Source organism: Burkholderia cepacia (genome assembly GCF_001039005.1).
Classification (GTDB): domain Bacteria; phylum Pseudomonadota; class Gammaproteobacteria; order Burkholderiales; family Burkholderiaceae; genus Burkholderia; species Burkholderia theae.
Map to the genome: position 1 here is coordinate 68,776 of NZ_LDWR01000013.1, position 22,616 is coordinate 91,391.

Below are 22,616 nucleotides of genomic sequence, written 5' to 3' on the forward strand. Positions count from 1 at the left end.
ATTTTATCATGGCGCCACGCGGTCCGCTGGCCGCCGCGTTCGAGGGGAGCCTCATGTCCCCGCAAGCGCTGACCGCCTCCGCGCTGCGCGAGTGGCTGCAGCTCGCGCACGCGCCCGGCCTCTCGCCCGCCGTGCTGCAGGCGCTGCTCGACGCCTTCGGCTCGCCGGCAGCACTGCTGCGCGCGTCCGACCATGCCATCGCCGCCGTGAGCAGCCCCGCCGCCGCCCAGGCCGTGCGCGCGAGCGAGCGCGACGATCTCGGCGCACGCACCGACGCCGCACTTGCGTGGCTCGATGCGCCGGGAAATGCGCTCGTCACGCTCAACCATCCGGCCTACCCGCCGCGGCTGCGCGATCTGCACGATCCGCCGCCGCTGCTATATGTAAAGGGCCGGCTCGACCTGCTGAATGCGCGCGGACTCGCCGTGGTCGGCAGCCGTCACGCGACGCCGCAGGGGCTCGCCGACGCCACACGCTTCGCACGCGAGTTGTCCGACGCGGGGCTTTCGATCGTCTCGGGCCTCGCGCTCGGGATCGACGGCGCCGCGCATCGTGGCGGGCTCGACGGCCGGTCGGGCACGATCGCGGTGATCGCGACGGGTGCCGATCTCGTCTATCCGGCGCGCCACCGTGCGCTCGCCCACGAGATCGCCGCGCACGGCGCGATCGTGTCGGAATGGCCGCTCGGCACGCCGGCCCGCGCCGCGCATTTCCCGCAGCGCAACCGGCTGATCGCCGCGCTCGCTGTCGGTGTGCTCGTCGTCGAGGCCGCCCCGCGCTCCGGCTCGCTGATCACCGCGCGGCTCGCGAACGAACTGGGGCGCGATGTGTTCGCGATGCCGGGCTCGATCCACGCGCCGCTCGCGCAGGGCTGCCACGCACTGATCCGCGACGGCGCGAAACTCACGGCGGCACCGCTCGACGTTCTCGAGGAATACGGGCTGGGCGAACCGACGGCGCACGCGGCGGCTGTCGCGTCGTGCTCCGGAAATCCGGATGCGTACGCCGGCGGCCTGCAGGAAACCGAAGCCGCCGGCCGCGGCACCGTTGCCGGCATCGGGAGAGCCGATCCCGCCGCGCCGGCCCGAATCGAAACCGCACAGCCCCCACCGCCCGGCAACCCGTCTGAACAGGCCGTGCTCGCCGCATTGGGATACGGCCCCGTCACCTACGAATGGCTCGCCGAGCACAGCGGCCTGTCCGACGACGTGCTGCATCGCGCGCTGCTCGCGCTCGAACTGGCCGGCCGCGTCGCAAGCCTCCCCGGCGGACGCTTCGCGCGCCTTGACGCGGCGCCCACCCCGCCCGCGCACGGCATGCTACATTTCCCGGCATAGGGGCAGCCACGCCGCCGACGACATACCCAAGGAAATCCATGCCCGCGCTGAATCTCGACACCGATGCGGATCGGATCGCCGAGCGCCTCGCCGATCCCGGCACGTTGCTGGTCGCGTGTCTGTGCGCCGACTGGTGCGGCACGTGCCGCGACTACCGGACGGCCTTCGACCGGCTCGCCGACGCGCATCCGGACGCCTGCTTCGCCTGGATCGATATCGAAACGCATGCTGACCGGCTCGACGAACTCGACGTCGAGAACTTCCCGACGATCCTGATCGAGGATGCCAACACCGCCCGCTTCTTCGGCACGGTGCTGCCGCACGCGGCGATCGTCGAGCGGATGCTGTCCGACCTGAGCGCGGTACCCGGTGCGCCGCACGCACCGAAATTGCGCAATGTGCTGAACGTCGAAGCCTGAATTCACGAGCCGGCCGGCGGTTTTTCGCGCGTTTGCGCGCCCCGCCGTGCCGGGCGCTTGCCGCCGTTGCAGCCCCCCTCTATGATGGGCCGCTTTTTACGCGCTGAGCCGCCGTCGCTGCGGCGTGTGCTATAAAGCGGTCGTAAAAGGGACCCACAACCGGCGAACCCGGTCTACCAACACACACCTGTCATGTCCAAAGCACTGATCATTGCGGAAAAGCCTTCTGTCGCGAACGACATCGCACGCGCTTTGGGCGGCTTTACCAAGCATGACGAGTATTACGAAAGCGACGATTTCGTCCTTTCGTCCGCTGTCGGCCACTTGCTGGAAATCGCCGCCCCGGAAGAGTACGAGGTCAAGCGCGGGAAATGGAGCTTCGCGCATCTGCCCGTCATCCCCCCGCATTTCGACCTGAACCCGATCGCAAAAAGCGAGTCGCGCCTCAAGGTGCTCACCAAGCTGCTGAAGCGCAAGGACGTCGACCGCCTGATCAACGCATGTGACGCGGGGCGCGAGGGCGAACTGATTTTCCGCCTGATCGCGCAGCACGCGAAGGCGAAACAGCCGGTCCAGCGCCTGTGGCTCCAGTCGATGACGCCGCAGGCGATCCGCGACGGTTTCGCGAACCTGCGCAGCGATTCGGACATGCAGCCGCTCGCGGATGCCGCGCGCTGCCGCTCGGAAGCCGACTGGCTCGTCGGGATTAACGGCACCCGCGCGATGACCGCGTTCAACAGCAAGGGCGGCGGCTTCTTCCTGACGACCGTCGGCCGCGTTCAGACGCCAACGTTGTCGATCGTCGTCGAACGCGAAGAGAAAATCCGCCGCTTCGTCCCGCGCGACTACTGGGAAGTGAAGGCGCAGTTCGTCTGCGCCGGCGGCTTCTACGAAGGCCGGTGGTTCGACCCGAAATTCAAGCGCGACGAATTTGATCCGGAAAAACGCGACTCCCGTCTGTGGAGCCTGCCTGCGGCCGAGACGATCGTCGCCGCGTGCCGCGACCACACCGGCACGGTCTCCGAGGAATCAAAGCCGTCGACGCAACTGTCGCCGCTGCTGTTCGACCTGACGAGCCTGCAGCGCGAAGCGAACGGCCGCTTCGGCTTCTCCGCGAAAAACACGCTCGGCCTCGCGCAGGCGCTGTACGAAAAGCACAAGGTGCTGACCTACCCGCGTACCGACGCGCGCGCGCTGCCGGAAGACTACATCGCGACGGTCCAGTCGACGCTCGAGATGCTCAAGGAGAGCAACAACTACCTGCCGCACGCGAAGCAGGTGCTCGACAAGGGCTGGGTGAAGCCGAACAAGCGGATTTTCGACAACTCGAAGATCACCGACCACTTTGCAATCATCCCGACGCTGCAGGCGCCGAAGGCGCTGTCCGAGCCCGAGCAGAAACTGTATGACCTGGTCGTGAAGCGCTTCCTCGCGGTGTTCTTCCCCGCCGCCGAGTTCCGCGTCACGACACGGATCACCGAGGTGGTCGGCCATCGCTTCAAGACCGAAGGCAAGGTGCTCGTCGAGCCGGGCTGGCTGCAGGTGTACGGCCGCGACGCCGAAGGCGCGGACGCGAATCTCGTGCCGGTGCAGAAGGACGAGAAGGTGAAGACGGACGAGATCGCCGCGGTCGCACTCGTGACGAAACCGCCGGCCCGCTACTCGGAAGCGACGCTGCTGTCCGCGATGGAGGGCGCCGGCAAGCTGGTCGAGGACGACGAGCTGCGTGAGGCGATGGCCGCGAAGGGCCTCGGCACGCCGGCCACGCGCGCGGCGATCATCGAAGGCCTGCTCGGCGAGAAATACCTGCTGCGCGAGGGTCGCGAAATGATCCCGACCGCGAAGGCATTCCAGCTGATGACGCTCTTGCGCGGGCTCGGCGTGAAGGAACTGACCGCGCCCGAGCTCACCGGAGAATGGGAATACAAGCTGTCGCAGATGGAGCGCGGCAACCTCGGGCGTGACGCGTTCATGCAGGAAATCGCCCGCATGACGCAGCAGATCGTCAAGCGCGCGAAGGAATACGATTCCGACACGATCCCCGGCGACTACGCGACGCTCGAGACGCCGTGCCCGAACTGCGGCGGCCAGGTGAAGGAAAACTACCGCCGCTTCGCATGCACGAAGTGCGAGTTCTCGATCTCGAAGATCCCGGGTAGCCGGCAGTTCGAGATCCCGGAAGTCGAGGAGTTGCTGCAGAAGAAGGAAATCGGCCCGCTGTCCGGGTTCCGCAGCAAGATGGGCCGCCCGTTCTCGGCGATCCTCAAGCTGTCCTTCGACGACGAGACGAAGAACTACAAGCTCGAGTTCGATTTCGGCCAGGACCAGGGCGGCGAGGACGGCGAAGCGCCCGACTTCTCCGCGCAGGAGCCGGTCGGCGCATGCCCGAAGTGCAAGGGCCGCGTATTCGAGCACGGGATGAGCTACGTGTGCGAGCACTCGGTCGCGAACCCGAAGACCTGCGACTTCCGCTCGGGCAAGGTGATCCTGCAGCAGGAAATCACGCGCGAGCAGATGGGCAAGCTGCTCGCCGACGGCCGCACGGATCTGCTGCCGAACTTCAAGTCGTCGCGTACGGGCCGCAACTTCAAGGCGTTCCTCGTGAAGCAGCCGGACGGCAAGATCGGCTTCGAGTTCGAGAAGAAGGAACCGAAGGCCGCCGCCGCGAAGAAGACGGCAAAATCGGCGACAAAGGATGCCGAAACCGTCACGGAAGGCGCCGAGGAGAAACCGGCACCGGCCCGCAAGACCGCGGCCAAGACTGCCACCAAAACCGCCGCTCGCAAAACGACGGCGCGCAAGACGGGCTCGTAACGGTCAGATCGCCGGGGCCTTCCCCGGTGGATCAGGCTCCGGCAGGCAGCCATAAAAAAACGCGGATCGATCGCTCGATCCGCGTTTTTTCTTGGTGCCGGCGGCAACCGCCGCCCTGCCGTCGCGCCGTTACAGCGGCGACGGCACCGCGACGCGCGTGCGAGGCGAACGCGGCAGACGCGGCGACAGATTCGGGTCGGCCGCCTCGGGCTGCTCGGCACGTGTCTCGACGCCGATCGGCGCGAGCGTCGCACCTTGCGCGGCCCACTGCTCGCCGATCGTCGCTTCGGTCGAGTGACTGAAATGCTCGACGAGGTGATCGATGAACGTGCGCACCTTCGCGGGCAAATGGCGCCGGCTCGGGTAAGCGATGTTGATTTCGACCTGCGGCAGCCGGAAATCCGGCAGCAGCCGCACGAGTGCGCCGTGCGCGATGTCGCTGCCGATCAGATAGCTCGGCAGGATCGCGACCCCCATCCCGAGCAGCGCGAACTGGCGCAGCATCGCCGTGTTGTTCGCGACGATCACGTTGGTCGGGCGCACGCGCACTTCGCCGTCCGGCCCCGTGAACACGCGCTCGTCGCCCCAGTATTCGGCCGGCAGGCTCAGGCTCGGGTGCGCGACGAGCTGCTCCGGATGCGTCGGCACGCCATGCTTCTCCAGATAGCTCGGCGTTGCGCACACGGTCATGCAGCCCGTGGTCAGCCGCCGCGTGACGATGCTCGCGCTGCGCATCTGGCGCGTGACGACGATGCCAACGTCGAAGCCTTCCTCGACGAGATCGACCTGCCGGTCGACCAGCGTGAGATCCGGCACCACTTTCGGGAAATTCTCCGTGTACGACTGCAACACGGGCGCGAGGTTGTGCAGGCCGAACACGACCGGCGCGACGATGCGCAGCGTGCCGACCGGCTCGTGATTGCGCGCAACGACCATCTGCTCGACGTCCTCGAGCTCATCGAGGATCTGGCGAGCACGCTCCAGATAGACCTGACCGGACTCCGTCAGGGAAAGGCTGCGGGTGGTGCGGTTCAGCAAACGCGTGCCGAGCCGACCTTCCAGATCGGCGACGTGACGCGTCGCGACCGCGTTGGAGATATCCATTGCGCTCGCGGCCCGCGCGAAACTGCCGAGATCAGCAACCTTGACGAACACGCGCATCGACTGCAAATGATCCATAAACGACTCCTGCCGCTGTTACAACTTCAAAAAGATGAAGCAAATGCGTAATTCTCCTACGACAGCGGAAATGATGCAGAGTTGCTCAACAAAGCCCCGGTTGACGATAAAAATAGTCAAAAATCCTCGCCATCTGCGGATAGTTGATCCAACTATTCCGATTGAAGCAACAATTGGGTGAACCTCGTCGAGTAAGCAGCCGAATCAGGAAAGACGTATTTGATGCGACACAACAGCGCACCCGGCCGTACCGCACGCGAGCGGCGCCAGGTGTGGCTGCCGCCAATTGCGGCGGAGCGTAACAACCTGTTAAAAAGACACCATGAAGGCAGCCGACGTAGCATCATGTCGGCCCCGGCCGGGCGGGACGGGTGCGCGATGTGCGCCGCCGCCGCCGCTTTCAACGCGCGACACCCGCTCACCATGAAAATTGCCATCCTCGACGACTACCAGGACGCCGTCCGCAAGCTGAACTGCTTCGAGATGCTTGCCGACCACGACGTGAAGGTCTTCAACAACACGGTGCGCGGCCTGGGACAGCTCGCGAGCCGTCTGGCGGAAGTCGAGGCGCTCGTGCTGATTCGCGAACGGACCCCGATTTCGTCGCAACTGCTCGCCAAGCTGCCGAACCTGCGCATGATCAGCCAGACCGGCCGCGTCTCGAGCCACATCGATCTCGAAGCCTGTACCGACCGCGGCATCGCGGTGCTCGAAGGCACGGGCTCGCCGGTCGCGCCCGCCGAACTGACCTGGGCGCTCGTGATGGCCGCCCAGCGCCGCATTCCGCAATACGTCGCGAACCTGAAGCAGGGCGCATGGCAGCAGTCGGGCCTGAAGACGTCGGCCATGCCGCCGAACTTCGGCCTCGGCCAGGTGCTGCGCGGCCAGACGCTCGGCATCTGGGGCTACGGCAAGATCGGCCGGCTCGTCGCCGGCTACGGCAAGGCGTTCGGGATGAACGTGCTGATCTGGGGCCGCGAGCATTCGCTCGAGGCCGCGCGCGCCGACGGCTATACGGCCGCCGAAAGCCGCGAAGCGCTGTTCGAGCAGAGCGATGTGCTGTCGCTGCATCTGCGCATGCACGATGACACGCGCGGGATCGTCAAGCAGGAAGACCTGATGCGGATGAAGCCGACGTCGCTGCTCGTCAACACGAGCCGCGCGGAACTGCTCGAGGAAAACGCGCTCGTCAACGCGCTGTCGCACAACCGTCCGGGGATGGTTGCGATCGACGTGTTCGAGAGCGAGCCGATCCTGCAGGGCTACAGCCTGCTGCGGATGGAAAACGTGATCTGCACGCCGCACATCGGCTACGTCGAACGCGAAAGCTACGAGCTTTATTTCAGCGCGGCGTTCAGGAACATCCTCGCGTTCGACCAGGGCGACATGTCGAGCGTCGCCAACCCGGAAGCGCTGACGCCGATCCGCAAGCGCTGATCACACGGGCCGGGCTGCGCGCGCCGCGCGGCCCCGCCGCTCCGTTCCCCGTCTTCAGGCGGCCACGCGGCCGCCCGTCATCGCGTCGACGCGCGTGAGGAAATGCTCGCCGTCGCGCCGCCCGAGGTCGTACGCATGCCGCATCTGCGACGGGCTCGTGTAATCCCAGCTCGAAATCGGCACCTTGCTCGACGGCTGTACGTACAGCCGCCGCTGGTCGCCATGCGCGACCGTAAACATCTGCGGGCGCGGATACAGCCGCGTGACGAGCACCAGCACGTCGCCGGGCGACGGGTCGAGTGCGTCGACCGGCACGTTGTCGACCATCCCGCCGTCGAGCACGGGCCGGCCGCCGCGGCGCAGCACCGGCGTAAACGGCGGCGTGCAGGACGACTGCAGGATCAGGTCGGCGAGTTCCTCGACTTGCGTGCAGGCCTGAGCGCGCACGAATTCGGGCCGGAAGCCGAGCGTGCGCCCGAGCGTCGGGTGCAGCGTCTTGCGCACGTACTTCTCGATGTTGTACGCGACGAGGCCGGCAGCAACGGCACTGCGCGCACCGAGCCAGCGCGGCACGTGCGACACGCCGATGCGGATCTCCGGTGCAGCGGCGAGCTTCGCGAACGGCTCGCCGTAGATGTCGAGCAAGGCCTGACGGTAGATGCGGTAGTGCGGAAACACGGGCTCGCGCCCGAACAGGTTGCCCCAGTACGCGTTCTTCCGGTTGTGGCGCAGTGCCTCTTCGTAATAGCGCATCACCCACGCGGCGTCGCGCGTATACAGCATGCACGCGGTCGCCGCGCCGGCCGAGATGCCGGTGATCACGCGCGGGCGCAGCTCGAGTGCCGGCTGCGCGACGTCCCAGAAGCCGGCCTGCCACCAGCAGCGATTGCCGCCGCCCGCAAAAACGATCTGGTCGAACATCGCGCCGCTCAGCTGACGAGCGCGTAGGTCGACGTCGCGTGGACGGCCATCTTGCCGTCCTCGTCGAACAGCTCGACTTCGCCGAACACGAGGTTGCGGCCCATCCGCAGCACGCGCGCGGTGACGAGCACGTCGCCCTTGCGCACGGGACGCATGAAGTTGGTGTTCAGCGACACGGTCGTCATCGGCCGGAACTCGCCGAGCGCGGACGAGATCGCGACCACCATCGCGGTGTCGGCGGCCGCCGTGAACACCTGGCCGCAGATCACGCCGCCCGAATGGCGGAACTCGCCGGAAAACGGCAGGCGCAGCGTGACGCTGTCGTCGCCGATCGACACGGGGACCAGACCGAGCGAGCGGACCCATGGGGCCAGCAGGCGATCCAGCAATTCGCGGACTGCGTTTTCGTCCATCTTCGAATACCCAGAAAGCGTTGCGCGACCGCCGCGCAACGCGTGTGGCGTCATCATACCGGGACCGCGCAAACTGCGATCGCTCGTTACCGCGCCGACAGCTGCCGTAGTCTTGACGAAATATTTTGAGGAAATTCGCAGAAAGGACTTGCCAAGCCTGAATTACCCATGCATAATCTTTCTTCTGTTGGGGGCGTTAGCTCAGTTGGTAGAGCAGCGGACTCTTAATCCGTAGGTCGAGTGTTCGAGTCACTCACGCCCCACCAGGAATTCAAAAAGGCCGGTCAGCGCAAGCTGACCGGCCTTTTTCATTTCCGCCGCCCGCTCGTGGCGGCCCGCGCCTGTCACGGTACGCAACCGTACGCCCCTCGCGCATCGTTTCCGCTAGAATCGTCCGACAAATATCACACGACCGGCGCAGGCACTGCCGTTTGCCCGCCGGCACTGAGAGAACATGGGACGTCAGACATGGAAGCATGTAACCGAGACGCGACCATTCAGAGGGCCTGGTTGCGCCGATATCGGCCTGTCCGTCGGGACACGCCGTTCACCCGATCCCCTCCGAATCCGCCGCGCGACGCACGAACCGGATCCGGCCATGCCGGGTAAGGACGCGCTCGCCGCGCTGGCGCTCGGCGTCGTGCTGCTCGTGCTGGCGGGCGTGCTCACAGTCACGGCCGGCCGCGCGACCGGCCACCTGGTCCGCGCGCCGGGCACGGTCGTGCGCATCGTGCAGGACAGCGACGCGATGCGCGCGTACCGGCCGATCGTCGCGTACCTCGCGAACGACGGCCAGCGCCGCGAGGTCGCCGGCAATACCGCGTCGACCGTGCCCGCGTACGACATCGGCGAGAACGTCGACGTCCTGCTCGACCCCGCCCATCCCGACCGTCCCGCACTGATCGACGATTTCGCGCAACGCTGGTTTCCGGCTGCGGTGACGGCGCTGCTCGCCATCGCGTCGTTCGCGATCGGCGTCCTGCTGACCGTCGGCGAGCGCCACCGCCGGCAATTCGACACACCGCCGACCCGGGCCAAGCGCAAGCAGGCGCGGCGCCGCTGGGATGTCGCGATCGTGCTGATTCCGATCGCGATCGGCACCGGCTTCCTGGCCGGCGCCGGCGCGGCCGGGTTGCGTCAGTGGCAGATCGTCCACCTCTATGCGCGCTCGACCGGCCATGTCGTCGAGATCGCAAAAAATGCCCGGTCACCCCGCACGCGCACGTCGCTGTATTCGGCGATCGTCGCATTCACGACCGACAGCGGGCGCCAGATCACGTTCGCCCAGGGCTCGGCGTCGTCGCATCCGGGCCTGCGCGAAGGCGACGCGGTCAATGTGCTGTATGACCCGGTCACGCCCGAGCGCGCGGTCGTCGATCGCTTCTGGGATCGCTGGGGCCTCACGGCCATCCTGTTCGCGATCGGCGCGCCGTTCCTCGCGGCCGGGCTGTTCGTCGCCGCGACGCTGTGGCCCGAACATCGGCCGCACGAAGCCGCTCAATGACGATCGCTCGCCAGCCGCGCGTCAGAACGCCGGCACGCCTTGCGCGAGCGTCGCGATGAACTTCGCGGTGCGCGGATCGCGCGGCCGGCCGAACAGGTCGCGCGACGCACCGGCCTCGACGATGCGGCCGTCGGCGAGAAACACCGCATCGTGCGCGATCGACGCGGCCAGGCGCAGGTCGTGCGTGGCCATCAGCATCGTCGTGCCTTCGCGTGCGAGCTGGCGCAATACCTCGACCACCTCGATGGACAACTCGGGATCGAGTGCCGACGTCGGCTCGTCGCACAACAACACCTGCGGCGACGGCGCGAGCGCGCGCGCAATGGCCACACGCTGCTGCTGGCCGCCCGACAGCGTCGCGGGCCATGCGTCGGCCTTCGCCGCGATGCCGACCTTGTCGAGCAGCGCGAGCGCCCGTTCGCGTGCGCGCTCGCGCGGCCAGCGCTGCACGGTCACCAGCCCCTCCATCACGTTCTGCACGACGCTCAGATGCGGAAACAACTGGAAATTCTGGAACACCATGCCGGTTTGCCGGCGCACCGCGAACACGGCGTCGCGCGACGGCCGGCGCGCCGGTGCGAAGTCGATGCGCGCATCGCCGACAACGAGCCTGCCCGCCTCGGGCACTTCGAGCAGGTTCACGCAGCGCAGCAGCGTGCTCTTGCCGCTGCCGGACGGCCCGATCAGCGCGGTCACGCTGCCCGGCTGCAATGCAAGATCGATCGCGCTCAGCACGCGATGCGCGCCGAACGACTTGTCGATGCGTTCGAGACGAATCATCGCAACTCCGCCTGGAACAGCGCATGACGGCCGAAACGGGTTTCGAGGCGACGTTGCAGCGTGGACAGCACCGAACTGAACAGCAGGTAGATCACCGCGGCTTCGGTATAGAGGATCAGCGGCTCGTAGGTCACGGCCGCGATGCGCTGCGCGGCCTGGAAGATTTCAGGCACGGTCAGCACGGCCGCAAGCGACGTGTCCTTCACGAGCGAGATGAACGAGTTCGACAGTGCGGGCAGCGCGACGCGCGCGGCCTGCGGCAGGATCGCACGGCGCAGCGCCTGCGCGCGCGTCATCGCCATCGAGTACGCGGCTTCCCACTGCCCCTTCGGGATCGATTCGATCACGCCGCGGATCACCTCGGCGTTGTACGCACCGACGTTCAGCGAGAAGCCGAGCACGGCGGCCGTCAACGGGTCGAGCACGATGCCGACGCTCGGCAACCCGTAGAAGATTACGAACAGTTGCACGAGCAGCGGCGAGCCGCGGAACAGCCAGATATAGAAACGCACGACGGCTTGCGCCCAGCGCGGCCCGAACAGGCGCGCGAGCGCCGCGCCGAACGCGAGCAGCAGGCCGATCGCGAACGACGCGAGCGTGAGCGGAACCGTAAACACGAGCCCCGCGTAAAGCAGGGGCCGCAACGATTCCGCCATCAGGTGCAGCCAGGGCGGCATCGTTCAGCCTCGCGTCACGGCTGCGACACGTCGCGGCCGAAGTACTTCTGCGAGATCTTCGCGTAGGTGCCGTCCGACTTGATGTCCGCGAGCGCCTTGTCGATCGCGGCCACCAGTTCGGGGCTGCCCTTGCGCAGCAGCACGCCCGATGCGTCGCCGGCGCCGGTCGTGTCGGTCGCGGCGATCTTCAGTTTCGCGTCGGGCTTGTGCTTGCGGAAATCGAGGTACGACAGCGAATCGTTGATCGTCGCGTCGACGCGCCCGGACATCAGCAGGTCGATCGATTCGTTGAAGCCCTGCACCGGCACGACGTCCGCGCCGTGGGCCGCCGCGAGCTTGCCGAAATTGCTCGTCAGCGTGTTCGCGGATTTCTTGCCCTTCAGGTCGTCGAACGAGCGGATCGTCGTGTTGTCCGTGCGCACGATCAGCACCGCGTGCGACGTGATGTACGGCGACGAGAAAGCGTATTTCGCCTTGCGCGCGTCGGTGATCGACACTTCGTTGACGACCGCGTCGTAGCGGTTCACGTCGAGGCCCGCGATCAGCCCGTCCCATTTGCCTTCGACGAATTGCGGCTTCACGCCGAGGCGCTGCGCGATCGCGGTGGCAATGTCGACGTCGAAGCCGGTCAGCTTGCCCGTTTCGTCGTGGTACGTGAACGGCGCGTACGTCCCTTCGGTGCCGACCCGGAACACGCCGGACGACTTGATCTGCGACAGATCGTCGGCCGCGAGCGCGCTCGTGACGGCAGTGGCCTGCAGCAACGCGACGACCAGAATGGAGCGAAGGAATTTCATGGTGCGGACCCCGAATGATTGGAGGGAGTGATCCCGCGGCACGCGTGTGCCGTTCGAGAGGTCCGCGAATTCTACCGACGCGTCGAAGCGCGGCAAAAACGCAAATCGGCTAACGATATGAGCCGATCGAATAACGCGCCGATCAACCCCTCATTCCGCTAACGAAATCCGTCGCAACGCCGCGCGTCGACCGTCCGACGACTCGTTACCGGCGGTTACAGAAGCGACACCGCGGTATCACCGATTCGGCACGCGCCACGTACCATGAAGACAGGTGAACCGATTGCTCGCGGGCCTTCGCACCCACGAACGGAGTGAACGGCAAATGAAACGCATCCTGTTGTCCTGCGCCGTCGGCATCGCGACCGCCTGCCTGTCGGCAAGCGCATTCGCACACACCGACGTCGGCGTGTACTTCGGCGTGCCGGGGCCGGTGATCGTGGCGCCACCGCCTGTCTACTACGCGCCGCCACCCGTCGTGTACGAGCCGGCACCCGTCTATTACGGTCCGTACTACGGCGACTATCGCTATCGCCGCTACCGGCACGACAACGGCTGGCATCGCGGCTGGCGGCATCACCACGGCGACGACGATTGACCGTCGCCTGACGGCCGCTGCGGCTGCATCCCGCCGGGAGTCATTCCACGCGCCGGCCTTCGAGCCGGCGCGCCCGCATCACACACCGCTTACCAGGGCAGCGAATACGTCTTCGTATTCGTGAAGCTCTTCATCGCTTCCTGCACGCCTTCCTTGTAACCGAGCCCCGAATCCTTCACACCGCCGAACGGCGTCAGTTCGAGCCGGTAGCCCGGCACCTCGCGCACGTTCACGCTGCCGACTTCGAGCTCGGTGATGAAGCGCGTGATGCTGTCGAAGCGGTTCGTGCAGACCGACGACGACAGCGCATAGTCGGTGCTGTTCGACATCCGGATCGCTTCGTCGATGTCGCGAAAGCGCATGATCGGCGACACGGGGCCGAAGGTTTCATACTTCACCAGCGGCATGTCGGGCGTCACGCAGTCGACGACCGTCGGCGAATACAGCGCGCCGTCGCGCACGTTGCCGACCAGCAGCCGCGCACCGCGTGCGACGGCATCGTTCACCTGCTGCTCGCAGAACTTCGCGGCCGCTTCGTCGATCACGGTGCCCATGTCGACCGACGGATCGGCCGGATTGCCGTACGACCATGCACGCGTCTTCTCGACGACCAGTTCCGTAAAGCGATCGGCCACCGACTCGTGCACGAGCATCCGCTTGATCGCCGTACAGCGCTGCCCCGAGTTCTTGTACGAGCCCGACACCGCGAGCGTGCTCGCTTCGTCGAGATCGGCGTCTTCCATCACGATGATCGGATCGTTGCCGCCGAGTTCGAGCACCGCGCGCCGGTAGCCCATCCGCGATGCGATCGACTTGCCGATCGATACGCCGCCGGTGAACGTGATCAGGTCGATCGCCGGGTTCGTGATCAACTCGTCCGCGATCTCTGTCGGGTCGCCGGTGATCACCTGCAGCATCTGCGGCGGCAAGCCGGCTTCGTACAGGATGTCGGCGAACAGGTAACACGACAGCGGCACCTTCTCCGACGGCTTCACGACGATCCGGTTGTTGGTCGCGACCGACGGCACGATCTTGTGCGCGACCTGGTTCATCGGGTGGTTGAACGGCGTGATCGCCGAGATCACGCCCAGCAGCGGATCGCGCTGCGTGTACACGCGGCGCTTCTTGCCGTGCGGCGTCAGATCGCACGAGAAGATCTGCCCGTCGTCCTTCAGCACTTCACCGGCGCCGAACGTCAGCACGTCGGCCACGCGCCCCGCTTCGTAGGTCGAATCCTTGATGCACAACCCGGCTTCGGCCGTGATCAGCGCCGCGATCTCGGCGGTGCGCGAGCGCACGATGTCGGCCGCGCGGCGCAGGATCGCCGCGCGATCGTGACGCGTGAGCGTCGGCCGGTATGCGTGCGCGACCGCGAATGCGCGCCGCACGTCGTCCAGCGTCGCCTTCGGCACGGTGCCGACCAGCGAGCCGTCGTACGGGTTGCGCACGTCGATCACCGCGTCCCGATGAATCCGTTCGCCGTCGATTCGCAGTGCTTCGCGACGAATCTCGCGGACGTCCGTCGATGCTGCAATGGCGTTCATGAGTGTGTCCCCTTGCGGATGCGGATGCATCACTGCAGATGGTTGAGCGCGATGTCGATGATGTCGAAGTTGCGCAGCCGCGCGCGGCCCGTGACGTCGGTGGCGACCGGCTTGCTGAAGATCAGCGGCACGATCTGCTCGGAAATCCCGCCGTGCGAGCGCAGCGGCACGTCGAGGCCCGACAGGTCGTGCTTGATGCGGCGCGTGCCGAGCACGACGTCCTGCTTCGAGATCACGATCAGGTCGCCCATCCGCGCGGGCGGCAGCTCGAAGCGCGCGCAACCCTCGGCGCCCGTCAGCACGACCTCGATGCCGTCGACCGCCGCAAGACGCGCGCGCAGCGCATCGGCGTCGGCCGATGCCGGCACGTAGACGGTCGCGAACGAGCCGAGCGCGCCGTGGTGCACGACGTACGGATCGGTGATCGGCAGGATCACGCGCGCCGCATCGTGGCCGAGCCACTCGTCGAACAGTTCCTGCAGGTAGATCACGTTCGGCTCGCCGGTCTCGTCGTCGTGCTTCGCGTTCATCCCGTGGTCGGCCGTGATCGCGACGATCGCGCCGAGTTCGTCGAGGCGCTGCAGGTAGGTGTCCATCATCGCGTAGAACGCGTTCGCGCCGGGCGTGCCGGGCGCGCACTTGTGCTGCACGTAGTCGGTCGTCGACAGGTACATCAGGTCGATCGGGCGCGTCTCGAGCAGGCGCACGCCGGCCGCGAACACGAACTCCGACAGGTCCGCGCTGTACACGCTCGGCACCGGCTTGCCGACCAGTTCCAGCACGCCGTCGATGCCGTTCTCCTCGATGCTCGCCTCGTCGGCCTTTTCCGACGAGAAGCAGATGCCCTTCAGCCCCTTGCCGAGCAGGCGGCGCAGCTTGTCCTTCGCGGTGACGACCGCGACGCGCGCGCCCTGTTCGGCGAAGGTCGCGAGCACGGTCGGTGCGACGAGGTACTTCGGATCGTTCATCAGCACTTCGGCGCCGGTGTCGCGATCGTAGAAGTAGTTGCCGCTGATCCCGTGGATCGCCGGCGGCACGCCGGTCACGATCGACAGGTTGTTCGGGTTCGTGAAGCTCGGCACCACGCATTCGCCCTTGAGCGCCGTGCCGGGCTTCAGCAGGGTGCGCAGGAACGGCGCGACGCCGGCCTCGGCGGCTTCTTCCAGATATTCGTATGCGCAACCATCGACGCAGACCACCACCACGGGCCGGCTCATCCAGTTGTAACGGCGGCCGTTCACTTCCACGGATACAGGCGTTTCAGTCATGACGTTCATTCCTTTCAGTTCGAAGGGGTTGAGCCGTCGGCGCCCGCGCCGCGCCGAAGGGAGGTGTTTTCCATGCTTGACATTAAAATGGATGATTTGTAGATTGTCAACAACATGCAGAGAACAGAAAGCAAAACGACGTAGCAAAGAGAGGGCTGGTCTCCACTCATCCGCCGCGTGCCGCGGCGCCACAGTCAAGGGGTCTGAAGATGAACGAAGTGCCGGTAAACAAGCGTTTGAACGCATGGGCAGCGGGCGCGGCCCGCTTCGCGGTGGCCGCGGCGGTCGCGCTCGGCGCCGCGCAGGCGGCGCACGCAAAGACGTCGCTGCTCGTCTATACCGCGCTGGAAGACGAGGCGATGAAGCCCTACAAGGATGCGTTCGAGAAAGCGAACCCCGATATCGAGATCCGCTGGGTGCGCGACTCGACCGGCTCGGTCACCGCGAAGCTGCTCGCGGAAAAGAACAACCCGCGCGCGGACGTCGTGCTCGGCCTCGCCGCGTCGAGCCTCACGCTGCTCGACCTGCAGGGCATGCTGATGCCATACGCGCCGCAGGGTTTCGACCAGCTCACGCGCAAGTACAGCGACGCGAACACGCCACCGCGCTGGGTCGGCATGGACGTGTGGGGCGCGACGATCTGCTACAACCGCATCGCCGCGCAGGCGAAGAACATCCCGAAGCCGACGTCGTGGGAAGACCTGACGAAGCCGATCTACAAAGGCGCAATCGTGATGCCGAGCCCGGTATCGTCGGGTACGGGCTACCTCGACGTGACCGCGTGGCTGCAGACCTTCGGTGACGACAAAGGCTGGAAATTCATGGACGCGCTCGACAAGAACGTCGCGCAGTACGTGCACTCGGGCTCGAAGCCGTGCACGCTCGCCGGCACCGGCGAATTCCCGATCGGCATCTCGTTCGAATTCCGCGGCCACGAACTGCAGGCGCAGGGCGCGCCGATCGATCTCGTGTTCCCGAAGGAAGGGCTCGGCTGGGACATGGAAGGCACGGCGATCATGAAGACGACGAAGCAGCCCGATGCCGCGAAGAAGCTCGCCGACTTCATGGCGAGCAAGGACGCGAACCAGATCACCGCGCGCTGGTGGGCGATCGTCGCGTATCCGGGCGTCGCTCGGAAGCTGGCCGGCATCCCCGACAACTATTCGGACCTGCTCGTGAAGAACGACTTCGTGTGGTCCGCGAAAAACCGCCAGTCGATCCTCGATACGTGGCAGAAGCGCTACGGGGCGAAAACGCAGCAGTAACGCCGCGACCGGCAGCGGGGCCGCGCCGCGCGCCGCCCCGCGTCACCCTTTCCCTCGTCGAATCCGGCCCCCGGGCCGCCCCAGCATGGAGGCGCGCATGGCACCTTATCTGAGCGTAGAACGCATCGAGAAGCGGTACAACGACACGCAGGTTCTCACCGACATCAACCTGAGCGTGATGAAGGGCGAGATGATCTGTTTCCTCGGGCCGTCCGGCTGCGGGAAAACCACGCTGCTGCGGATCATCGCGGGGCTCGAAACGCAGAACGCCGGCCAGATCATGCAGGACGGCCGCGACATCTCGCGGCTGCCGCCGCAATTGCGCGACTACGGCATCGTGTTCCAGTCGTACGCGCTGTTCCCGAACCTCACCGTGTACGACAACGTCGCGTACGGGCTCGTGAACCGCAAGATGAAGCGCGACGCGATCCACGAGCGCGTGCACACGCTGCTCGCGCTGGTCGGCCTGCCCGACAGCCATCGCAAGCATCCGGGTCAGTTGTCCGGCGGCCAGCAGCAGCGCATCGCGCTGGCGCGTGCGCTCGCCACGTCGCCGGGCCTGCTGCTGCTCGACGAACCGCTGTCGGCGCTCGACGCGCGCGTGCGCGTGCGGCTGCGCCAGGAAATCCGCGCGCTGCAGCAGCGGCTCGGCGTGACGACGATCATGGTCACGCACGACCAGGAAGAAGCGCTGTCGATGGCCGACCGCATCGTCGTGATGAACCACGGCGTGATCGAGCAGATCGGCACGCCGCTCGAAATCTACCGGCAGCCCGCGTCGCCGTTCGTCGCGGACTTCATCGGCCGCGTCAACACGATTCCCGCCGAAGTCGCGCAGGACGGCACGCTGCGCGCGGGTGCGGTCGGCCTCGACTGCCGCCACGGCGCCGCGCGGCCCGCGCAGGGTGCGGCGGTGTCGGTCTACGTGCGGCCGGAAGACCTGCGCATCCGCGTGCCGGGCGAAACGGCCGACAACGTGCTGGCCGGCCGCGTCGAAAAGCTCGAATTCCTCGGCGCATTCTGCCGCGTGAGCTTCCGCATCGACGGGCTCGACGGTCAGGAGATCGTCGCCGACCTGTCGTATCACGACGTCGACCGCACCGGCGTGCAGGCCGGCGCGCGCATCGACCTCGCGCTCGATCGCGAGCATGTCCGCGTGTTCCCGAGCGCGAAGGAGCGACTGCAATGAGCACCGTCCTGACCGAGCGCCGCCGCGGCGCCTCCGCCCCCGCCGACGTGCGGCAGATCACGCACTGGCACGACCGCATCGCGCAGTTCGCGCTCGTCGCGATGGCCGCGCTGATGTCGCTGTTCCTGCTGCTTCCGCTCGCGCTCGTCGTGCAGAAATGCTTCGTCGATGCGGACGGGCATTTCGTCGGCGCGCACAACTTCGTCGAGTATCTGGAAGACAGCGGCGTGCTGCGCTCGATGCTGCATTCGCTGACGGTGGGCGCGCTCGTCACGGCGATCGTCGTGCCGATGGCGTTCACGTTCGCGTATGCGCTGACGCGCTCGTGCATGCCGCTGAAGAACGCCGCGCGCACGATCGCGCTGCTGCCGCTGCTCGCGCCGACGCTGCTGTCGGCCGTGTCGTTCATCTACTGGTTCGGCAACGCGGGGCTGCTGAAGCCGCTGCTGCACGGCCATTCGATCTACGGGCTGCCGGGCATCGTCGCGAGCATGGTATACGCGTCGTTCCCGCACGTGCTGATGATCCTCGTCACCGCGCTGTCGCTCGCGGACGGCCGGCTCTACGAGGCCGCCGACGCGATGGGCACGAGCCGCACGCGCAAGTTCTTCACGATCACGCTGCCGGGCGCGAAGTACGGGCTGATCAGCGCGACGATGGTGGCATTCACGATGTGCATCAACGACTTCGGCGTGCCGGTGGTGATCGGCGGCTCGTACAACGTGCTGTCGACCGACATCTACAAGCTGATCATCGGGCTGCAGGACTTCAACCGCAGCGCGGTCGTGAGCCTGATGCTGCTGTGTCCGGCACTCGTCGCGTTCGGCGTCGACTTCTTCATCCGCCGCCGCCAGCAGTCGCAGCTCGGCGCGCGCTCGACGCCGTATCAGCCGAAGCCGTCGCGCGGCTTCGACGCCGCGATGCTCGCGTACTGCGCGCTCGTGTGCGTGTTCTTCGTCGCGGTGGTCGGCATCTCGGTGTTCGCGTCGTTCGTGAAGTTCTGGCCGTACCAGATGAGCCTCGGGCTGCAGCATTACCGGATGGGGCTGATCGGCGCCGGCATCTTCGACGCGTACAAGAACAGCCTGCGGATGGCCGCGACCGTCGCGATCGGCGGCACGATCGTCGTGTTCGGCGGCGCGTACCTGATCGAGAAGACGCGCGGCGCGCGCTGGCTGCGCGGCTTCATCAGCCTGTGCGCGATCCTGCCGATGGGCGTGCCGGGCCTCGTGCTCGGCATCAGCTACATCTTCCTGTTCAACGCGCCCGGCAATCCGCTGAACGGGCTGTACGGCTCGCTGTGGCTGCTCGCGATCGTCACGGTCGTTCACTACTACGCGTCGAGCCACCTGACCGCCGTCACCGCGCTCAGGCAGATCGACAGCGAGTTCGAGGCCGTGTCCGCGTCGCTGAAGGTGCCGTTCTACAAGACCTTCCTGCGCGTGACGGTGCCCGTGTGCCTGCCGGCGATCCTGCTGATCGCGCGCTACCTGTTCGTCAACGGGATGACGACGGTCTCGGCCGTCGCGTTCCTCTACTCGCCGGACACGCAGCCCGCGTCGGTCGCGATCCTGAACCTCGACGACGCGGGCCAGATGGGCCCGGCCGCCGCCATGGCGACGCTCGTGCTCGCGACGTCGTCGTGCGCGTGCCTGCTGTTCGCGTGCATCTCGCATCGCCTGTTGCGCCGCACGCAGGCCTGGCGCACCCCGCATCGCCGCTGATCCTTTCGCCGCATTCACGTGACGTCCCGACTTCACCAAGGAGACACCATGACGCTCGCCGCCCAGCCCATCCTGCTCACCCCAGGCCCCCTGACGACCTCCGACCGCACGCGCGACGCGATGCTGCGCGACTGGGGTTCGTGGGACAGCGACTTCAACGCGATCACCGCGCGGCTGCGCGAACGCCTGCTGCGGATCGTGCACGGCGAAGGCACGCACGAATGCGTGCCGCTGCAGGGTAGCGGCACGTTCTCGGTCGAGGCGGCGATCGGCACGCTCGTGCCGCGCGACGGCCACGTGCTCGTGCCGAACAACGGCGCGTACTGCCAGCGCCTCGCGAAGATCTGCCGTGTGCTCGGCCGCAAGCTGACGACACTCGACTACCGCGAGGACCGCCGCGTCGACCCCGCCGACGTCGAGCGCGCACTCGCCGCCGATCCGGGCATCACGCACGTCGCGCTCGTGCACTGCGAGACGGGCGCCGGCGTGCTGAACCCGCTGCACGAGATCGCGCAGATCGTCGCGAAGCATGGCCGCGGGCTGATCGTCGACGCGATGAGCTCGTTCGGCGCGATCGACATCGACGCGCGCACGACGCCGTTCGACGCGGTGATCGCGGCATCGGGCAAATGCCTCGAAGGCGTGCCGGGGCTCGGCTTCGTGATCGCGAAGCGCAGCACGCTCGAACGTTGCGAAGGCAACAGCCACTCGCTCGCGATGGACCTGTACGACCAGTGGGTCTACATGCAGCGCACGACGCAGTGGCGCTTCACGCCGCCGACGCACGTGGTCGCGGCGCTCGACGCAGCCGTCGCGCAATACGTCGACGAAGGCGGGCTCGCCGCGCGCGGCGGCCGCTACCAGCGCAACTATCGCGCGCTGATCGACGGGATGCACGCGCTCGGTTTCCAGCCGTTCCTCGATCCGGCGATCCAGGCGCCGATCATCGTCACGTTCCATGCGCCGGACGATCCGAACTACGATTTCAAGACGTTTTATCAGGAGGTCAAAAAGCGCGGCTACATTCTGTATCCGGGCAAGCTGACCGAAGTCGACACGTTCCGCGTCGGCTGCATCGGCCACTTCGGCGAGGCCGGCATCCCCGGCGCCGTCGCCGCGATCGCCGACACGCTGCGGGCGATGGGCGTGCGCCGCGTGTCGGCCGAAGCGGCAGCCTGACGCGACTCGATGCAACCGGCCGCGTGCCCCGGTGCGCGCGGCCGGGTTTTCCTGGTCGTGCGCGGCACGGCCCCGACCCTTACTGACGAAACATCCGATGCGACCCTTCTGGATCGAACAAGCGCTGTTCAACGACGGCGATCTCGCCCCCGCGCTGCAAGGCGCGACGCAGGCCGACGTCTGCATCGTCGGCGGCGGCTTCACCGGGCTCTGGACCGCGATCCAGGCGAAGCAGCAGAACCCGGCACTCGACATCGCGATCGTCGAGGCCGACCTGTGCGGCGCCGGCGCGAGCGGCCGCAACGGCGGGTGCCTGCTCACATGGTCGGCAAAATTCCTGACGCTGCGGCGCCTGTTCGGCGAAGCCGAGGCGATCCGGCTCGTGAAGGCGTCGGAAGCGGCCGTCCAGCACATCGCCGATTTCTGCCACGCGCATGACATCGATGCCGAACTGCGGCTCGACGGCACGCTGTACACCGCGACGTCGCGCGCGCAGGTCGGCACGCTCGCGCCGGTGCTCGACGCGCTCGCCGCGTGCGGCATCCACAGCTACGAGCCGCTGCCGCCCGCCGAAGTCGCGCGCCGCTCCGGTTCCGCGCGCAATCTCGACGGCGTCTACTCGCCGATCGCCGCGACCGTGCATCCGGGCAAGCTCGTGCGCGGGCTGCGCCGCGTCGCGCTCGCGATGGGGATCCGGATCTACGAGCGCACGCCGATGCTCGACTTCACGCCCGGGCAGCCAGCCGTCGTGCGCACGCCGTCCGGCAGCGTCACGGCGGGCAAGCTCGTGTTCGCGATCAACGCGTGGATGGCGAGCCGCTTTCCGCAGTTCGAGCGCACGATCGCGGTCGTGTCGAGCGACATGGTCATCACCGAGAAATGCCCGGAACTGCTTGAACGGACCGGGCTCGTCAACGGCGTGTCGGTGCTCGATTCGCGGATCTTCGTCTACTACTACCGCACCACCGCCGACGGGCGGCTGATGCTCGGCAAGGGCGGCAACACGTTCTCGTGGCGCAGCCGCATCGCGCCGGTGTTCGACCAGCGCTCGCCGTACGAGGCGCAGCTCACGCAAAGCCTGCGCGAATTCTTTCCGTCGCTCGCGGGCGTGCCGGTCACCGCAAGCTGGAACGGGCCGTCGGACCGCTCGGTCACGGGCTTCCCGTTCTTCGGCCGCCTCGACGACGCGCCGAACGTGTTCTACGGCTTCGGTTATTCGGGCAACGGTGTCGGGCCGACCTACATGGGCGGGCAGATCCTGTCGTCGCTCGTGCTCGGCCTCGACAACGCGTGGACGCGCAGCCCGATCGTGCGCGGCCCGCTCGGCCATTTCCCGCCGGAGCCGATTCGTTATGTGGGCGCGCACGTCGTGCGCAATGCGATCCGCCGCAAGGAGCGCGCGGAGGACGAGAGCCGGCAGCCGTCGGCCGTCGATACGTGGCTCGCGAAATTCGCGAGCGCGGCCGGGAAGGCCGACAAGGCGTGACGAGGCGTGACGAGGCGATGATGCAACGACGGTAACGACGCAATGAAAAAGGGACGCTGCGAAGCGTCCCTTTGCTTTTCGGCGA

The 22,616-nt window shown here is 66.9% G+C and carries 19 protein-coding genes and 1 tRNA gene; 12 read left to right on the forward strand and 8 right to left on the reverse strand.

Annotated features, from left to right (window positions below; translation table 11 throughout):
* The first annotated feature begins 8 nt into the window (after positions 1-8).
* The 3 genes from dprA (at position 9) to VL15_RS08115 (ending at position 4,570) form a co-directional block, all read left to right on the forward strand.
* Positions 9-1,337 (forward strand): DNA-processing protein DprA, encoded by a 1,329-nt coding sequence (gene dprA / locus VL15_RS08105; RefSeq protein WP_048244706.1) that lies wholly within the window; start codon positions 9-11, stop codon positions 1,335-1,337.
* A 38-nt stretch (positions 1,338-1,375) separates the two neighbouring features.
* Positions 1,376-1,756, forward strand: a complete 381-nt coding sequence (locus VL15_RS08110; RefSeq protein ID WP_048244708.1) for a thioredoxin family protein — start codon at positions 1,376-1,378, stop codon at positions 1,754-1,756.
* A 192-nt stretch (positions 1,757-1,948) separates the two neighbouring features.
* Positions 1,949-4,570, forward strand: a complete 2,622-nt coding sequence (locus VL15_RS08115) for a DNA topoisomerase III (RefSeq protein WP_048244711.1) — start codon at positions 1,949-1,951, stop codon at positions 4,568-4,570.
* 129 nt (positions 4,571-4,699) lie between these two features.
* On the opposite strand, the gene VL15_RS08120 is transcribed toward VL15_RS08115, so the two are convergent.
* The gene (locus VL15_RS08120) at positions 4,700-5,749 is read right to left on the reverse strand and encodes a LysR family transcriptional regulator (RefSeq protein ID WP_048244712.1); all 1,050 of its coding nucleotides are present in this window, start codon (positions 5,747-5,749) and stop codon (positions 4,700-4,702) included.
* Positions 5,750-6,172: 423 nt separating this feature from the next.
* Between VL15_RS08120 and VL15_RS08125 the strand changes: the two genes are divergently transcribed.
* The gene (locus tag VL15_RS08125; protein WP_048244785.1) at positions 6,173-7,186 is read left to right on the forward strand and encodes a D-2-hydroxyacid dehydrogenase family protein; all 1,014 of its coding nucleotides are present in this window, start codon (positions 6,173-6,175) and stop codon (positions 7,184-7,186) included.
* A 54-nt stretch (positions 7,187-7,240) separates the two neighbouring features.
* Here the strand turns inward: VL15_RS08125 and VL15_RS08130 are convergent, their stop codons facing one another.
* Entirely contained in the window at positions 7,241-8,107 is an 867-nt protein-coding gene (locus tag VL15_RS08130; RefSeq protein ID WP_048244714.1) for a patatin-like phospholipase family protein, read from the reverse strand.
* Positions 8,108-8,115: 8 nt separating this feature from the next.
* Complete coding sequence (locus tag VL15_RS08135; RefSeq protein ID WP_048244716.1) at positions 8,116-8,520, reverse strand: PaaI family thioesterase; 405 nt, start codon at positions 8,518-8,520, stop codon at positions 8,116-8,118.
* Positions 8,521-8,710: 190 nt separating this feature from the next.
* Here VL15_RS08135 and VL15_RS08140 point away from each other — a divergent pair.
* Positions 8,711-8,786: transfer RNA gene (locus VL15_RS08140), tRNA-Lys, on the forward strand.
* A gap of 188 nt (positions 8,787-8,974) precedes the next feature.
* Positions 8,975-10,024, forward strand: coding sequence for a DUF3592 domain-containing protein (locus tag VL15_RS08145; protein WP_048244718.1), 1,050 nt, complete (start codon positions 8,975-8,977; stop codon positions 10,022-10,024).
* Positions 10,025-10,045: 21 nt separating this feature from the next.
* Here VL15_RS08145 and VL15_RS08150 read toward each other — a convergent pair whose 3' ends face one another.
* The 3 genes from VL15_RS08150 to VL15_RS08160 are packed head-to-tail and all read right to left on the reverse strand — an operon-like array spanning position 10,046 to position 12,278.
* Entirely contained in the window at positions 10,046-10,804 is a 759-nt protein-coding gene (locus VL15_RS08150; RefSeq protein ID WP_048244720.1) for an amino acid ABC transporter ATP-binding protein, read from the reverse strand.
* Complete coding sequence (locus VL15_RS08155; protein ID WP_048244721.1) at positions 10,801-11,481, reverse strand: amino acid ABC transporter permease; 681 nt, start codon at positions 11,479-11,481, stop codon at positions 10,801-10,803. Before VL15_RS08155 ends, VL15_RS08150 begins: the two co-directional genes overlap by 4 nt.
* Positions 11,482-11,495: 14 nt before the next feature.
* Entirely contained in the window at positions 11,496-12,278 is a 783-nt protein-coding gene (locus VL15_RS08160) for an amino acid ABC transporter substrate-binding protein (RefSeq protein ID WP_048244787.1), read from the reverse strand.
* 325 nt (positions 12,279-12,603) lie between these two features.
* Between VL15_RS08160 and VL15_RS08165 the strand changes: the two genes are divergently transcribed.
* Complete coding sequence (locus tag VL15_RS08165; RefSeq protein WP_048244723.1) at positions 12,604-12,876, forward strand: hypothetical protein; 273 nt, start codon at positions 12,604-12,606, stop codon at positions 12,874-12,876.
* A gap of 89 nt (positions 12,877-12,965) precedes the next feature.
* On the opposite strand, the gene phnY is transcribed toward VL15_RS08165, so the two are convergent.
* Together phnY and phnA are read right to left on the reverse strand one after the other, a co-directional pair.
* Positions 12,966-14,420 (reverse strand): phosphonoacetaldehyde dehydrogenase, encoded by a 1,455-nt coding sequence (gene phnY, locus VL15_RS08170; protein ID WP_048244789.1) that lies wholly within the window; start codon positions 14,418-14,420, stop codon positions 12,966-12,968.
* A 29-nt stretch (positions 14,421-14,449) separates the two neighbouring features.
* Positions 14,450-15,688 (reverse strand): phosphonoacetate hydrolase, encoded by a 1,239-nt coding sequence (phnA, locus tag VL15_RS08175; protein WP_048244724.1) that lies wholly within the window; start codon positions 15,686-15,688, stop codon positions 14,450-14,452.
* Positions 15,689-15,897: 209 nt separating this feature from the next.
* On the opposite strand from phnA, the gene VL15_RS08180 reads away from it, so the two are divergent.
* The 5 genes from VL15_RS08180 to VL15_RS08200 all read left to right on the forward strand — a co-directional run bounded on the left by VL15_RS08180 (position 15,898) and on the right by VL15_RS08200 (position 22,531).
* Positions 15,898-16,953, forward strand: coding sequence for a putative 2-aminoethylphosphonate ABC transporter substrate-binding protein (locus VL15_RS08180; RefSeq protein ID WP_048244726.1), 1,056 nt, complete (start codon positions 15,898-15,900; stop codon positions 16,951-16,953).
* 97 nt (positions 16,954-17,050) lie between these two features.
* Entirely contained in the window at positions 17,051-18,142 is a 1,092-nt protein-coding gene (locus VL15_RS08185; protein WP_048244728.1) for a putative 2-aminoethylphosphonate ABC transporter ATP-binding protein, read from the forward strand.
* Positions 18,139-19,866 (forward strand): putative 2-aminoethylphosphonate ABC transporter permease subunit, encoded by a 1,728-nt coding sequence (locus VL15_RS08190; RefSeq protein ID WP_048244730.1) that lies wholly within the window; start codon positions 18,139-18,141, stop codon positions 19,864-19,866. Before VL15_RS08185 ends, VL15_RS08190 begins: the two co-directional genes overlap by 4 nt.
* Before the next feature lie 48 nt (positions 19,867-19,914).
* A complete protein-coding gene (locus VL15_RS08195) occupies positions 19,915-21,045 on the forward strand; it encodes a 2-aminoethylphosphonate--pyruvate transaminase (protein WP_048244732.1) in 1,131 nt (376 codons plus the stop codon).
* 97 nt (positions 21,046-21,142) lie between these two features.
* On the forward strand, positions 21,143-22,531 hold the full coding sequence (locus VL15_RS08200) for an FAD-dependent oxidoreductase (RefSeq protein ID WP_048244734.1): 1,389 nt from the start codon (positions 21,143-21,145) through the stop codon (positions 22,529-22,531).
* The last annotated feature ends 85 nt before the right edge of the window (positions 22,532-22,616 follow it).